Origin of the sequence: Aeromonas molluscorum 848 (assembly GCF_000388115.1) — a bacterium.
GTDB lineage: Bacteria > Pseudomonadota > Gammaproteobacteria > Enterobacterales > Aeromonadaceae > Aeromonas > Aeromonas molluscorum.
Window position 1 is genome coordinate 1 of record NZ_AQGQ01000253.1, and the last position, 3,151, is coordinate 3,151.

The 3,151-nt window shown below is 57.3% G+C and carries 5 protein-coding genes and 1 pseudogene; 2 read left to right on the forward strand and 4 right to left on the reverse strand.

From position 1 onward, the window contains the following. A partial coding sequence (locus G113_RS19550; RefSeq protein WP_005911565.1) for an isochorismatase family protein occupies positions 1-333 on the reverse strand: 333 nt, incomplete at its 3' end. Between the two features lie 64 nt (positions 334-397). Between G113_RS19550 and G113_RS21565 the strand changes: the two genes are divergently transcribed. After that, positions 398-673, forward strand: a complete 276-nt coding sequence (locus G113_RS21565; protein ID WP_005911567.1) for a hypothetical protein — start codon at positions 398-400, stop codon at positions 671-673. A gap of 69 nt (positions 674-742) precedes the next feature. Here the strand turns inward: G113_RS21565 and G113_RS19560 are convergent, their stop codons facing one another. After that, on the reverse strand, positions 743-949 hold the full coding sequence (locus G113_RS19560; protein ID WP_040319423.1) for a hypothetical protein: 207 nt from the start codon (positions 947-949) through the stop codon (positions 743-745). After that, on the reverse strand, positions 949-1,464 hold the full coding sequence (locus G113_RS19565) for a lipocalin family protein (RefSeq protein ID WP_005911570.1): 516 nt from the start codon (positions 1,462-1,464) through the stop codon (positions 949-951). Before G113_RS19565 ends, G113_RS19560 begins: the two co-directional genes overlap by 1 nt. A 351-nt stretch (positions 1,465-1,815) precedes the next feature. Between G113_RS19565 and G113_RS19570 the strand changes: the two are divergent. Then, a pseudogene (locus G113_RS19570) lies at positions 1,816-2,648 on the forward strand (MetQ/NlpA family ABC transporter substrate-binding protein). Positions 2,649-2,746: 98 nt separating this feature from the next. Here G113_RS19570 and G113_RS19575 read toward each other — a convergent pair. Further along, a partial coding sequence (locus tag G113_RS19575; protein WP_005911573.1) for a phosphatase PAP2 family protein occupies positions 2,747-3,151 on the reverse strand: 405 nt, incomplete at its 5' end.

Genomic DNA, 3,151 nt, shown 5'->3' on the forward strand with positions numbered 1-3,151 from the left:
CTGATAGACACAGATATGCGCCTCTATGCCGCACACCAGCCAATGCGTCACACCGCTTTGGTTGATGGTTGCCGCCACCTGCGGCTCGCCCAGGGCGCCAAAGCTGAACTTGGGCAATACGGGCGCCCCGGCTTGCAGCGACTGCAACTCAGGTACCGTTGGCCCGAGCTTGTCCGGGTTTTGCTCCAGCCAGATCACTGGCAAGCCCAGTGCCTGTATGCCCTTGATCAGGATGGATACATTGGCGATCAAGGGCGTACTTCCCTCGACCAGTCGTGCCAATTTGCCCTGAATGTCGACGACCAACAGACCGGTGTGATTGCGATCCAACATACAACCCCCTTGATAGGTAGTGGACGGGAAGCCATGTCATCATGGAACCCCTTGCTTTGCATAAATGGAAACAGTGCTGGCGCTGACGCCCATGGTGGGCGGCACCAGGATCCACGGCAACTTGAGATTTGCCAGCGGCGATCACAGCCCTTTCCACCGGCTCCTGCCACCAGCGGTAAGTGCCACGCATGGCCGATGGCCAGGCGCAGGGGGCAGCAAGGATCCCTGCTACACCGCGGAGCAGAACCGCCAGTCGGCCATCATGAATGCCGCCAAGATGCGGGCGATGGAAAATGCCAGCAATGCGGTCAAGTATCCCGCGGCGGTTGCGTTAACCTGATTACCTATTCCAACGCCTTGGCAGTCGCTGATGCCGGGGCTTTCTATCAGCCGGTTTTCATAAAACAACTCACTGTTTATCATCGAGATCATCTGCTCTTGGCAAGATGGAGATGAGGCGCCGCCACCACTGCTCAGCCTGATTGATGGAGATGATGAATAGGCTTGTGGCAAAGGAGAGGGGAACACGGGTCTCTTTATCTAGATAACGGTGGTTGGTAGTGAAGACGCCACTCATCGCCATGCCGACCCGTTCGCTCTCTGTCAATACCGGCACTATTTTTGCTGAACGTAGACAAGATTTTTTGTGTCAAAACCCCGTGCCTCAGACATCTCGACAAAGCGGCTGATCACATCCGCTTTAACGGATGGCGTTCTGGCAAGCAACCATAAATAGTCCGTGTTAGGCCCGGAGATAAAGGCATAGCCATCCTCTTGTGGCTCCAGTGCAAAGACCACATAAGAGCCATAAAATGGCCCGAAGAAAGAGACCTTGAGATAACCTTCCGAGTCAGCGCCCACAAAATATGCCTTGCCTTTGGCCTCTTTCCACTCGTTGTCCGTCTCGGAAAAGCCCCGATTGATAACCAACACTCCACCATCAGCATTTAAGCTGTACTCGGCGGTGACCTGACTCAAACCACGCTCAAATGAATGATCCAGTCTGGCGATTTCATACCACTTGCCCAGGTAGTTGTTGAGCTTGAAATCCGAAACGGGAGTGACAGTCTCCGGCATACCCAGGCAACCAGCTAGCAGCAGAGCGCTCAGCATCAGCACCGTTTTTCTCAATTCAACCTCCAGATACTCATCAAGCGGGCGGTCAGAGCCCATACCAGCTTCATCCGATGACCTGTGGTCATGGGGACCCATCCCATCCTATGCCGGATGGGGCCTGGATGGCGAGATGATCCTTGACTCATCCAAATGGTCGCCCAGGACTCTGCACTGCGGCGATCCGCGCCAAGGCGCGCTTTGAGTGCAAGCTCATGGGATTTTGTTGCTTGGCGAAGAGGGTGGGCTCTGTTATGGTATTTGAAATTGGCCGTTTGGATGGCTAGATGGTTGTGGTGTTCTGTGTCAGCAACCAAGTTCCGCCATCTGGCCACCGTTTCTCGACCATCATTTTGACAGGGAGTCCCCATGCAGCGCCGTTCCTTCTTCAAGCTTTCCGCCCTTGCCTTGCTGGCCGCCAGCAGTGCCTTTTCTGCCACCGCGGCCTATGCTGCCGCCCCTCTCAAAAAAGAGATTGTGATTGGCACGACGGTGGGGGACTTTGCCGACATGGTGACCGATTCCATCAAACCGCAGCTGGAGGCCAAGGGCTACCAAGTGAAGCTGGTGGAGTTCACCGATTATGTGAGTCCCAATATAGCCCTGGCCGATGGTTCGCTCGATGTGAACTGTTTCCAGCACAAACCCTATCTGGAGAGCTTTGCCAAGGACAGGGCCTGTCGCTGAGCCCCATCACCCAGGTGCCGACCGGCCCCATGGGCCTCTATGCAGGCAAGCTCAACACCCTGTCTGCCTTGAAAGAGGGGAGCACGGTGGCGCTGCCCAATGATCCCAGCAACCAGGCGCGGGCGCTCTTGATGCTGCAAGACATGGGCTGGCTCAAGCTGAAAGAGGGCATCAACCCCCTCAAGGCGAGCGAGTTTGACGTGGTCGGCAACCCCCATAATCTCAAGTTGGTTCTGCTGGAGGCGGCCCAGCTGCCCCGCTCGCGGGAAGATGTGGACTTTACCGTTATCAATGGCAATTATGCGGCCTCGAGCGGTATCCCCTTTACCGAGGGGCTCTTCCTCGAACGCAGCTATGACTTCATCAACTGGGTCGTGGTCAGGAGCGGCGATGCCGACACGCCATTTGCCAAGGATGTCGCTGCCGCCTACAACTCCGCCGCGTTCAAGGCCTATGCCGCCAAGCGTTTTGTCGGTTACAAATACCCGCAGGGGTGGCAGGCTAACCAAGGCTAAGTCGAGCCCCCTTGCACATTGTTTGATATGACAACGGGCACCTCAGGGTGCCCGTTGTCATATTTGCCAGGGTAGGCGTCACTGGTGGTGATTGGCGGTCAATAGTGGCGTAGCCACCAGCGGGCGGCGAACAGAGCGGTCAGGCTGCCGAGCAGGGCGCTTGCCAGCACGTCCAGTGGCCAATGCATGCCGATCAGGGTGCGTGACAGAGCGATGGCGAGCGCCCATAGCGGCAGCAGCCAGACCCCGTGAGGGGCTCGGGCCAGCCAGATCAGACCGAAGAATTGGGCAAGGCTCATGGCGGCGATACTGTGGCCGGAGGGGAAGGCGTAATTCACTTCCGCCTGCCAGTGGTTGCCGAGCCACTGGGGCAGGGCCAACAGTTGGCTCGCCGCATGCACCTGTTCGCTGCGCACCTCGACCTTGCTAGCGTAGAACTGCTGGATGGCAGGGATCAGCTGATGGCTCTCCAGCCAGAGCAAATAGGGCCGCGGCTCCTGAGT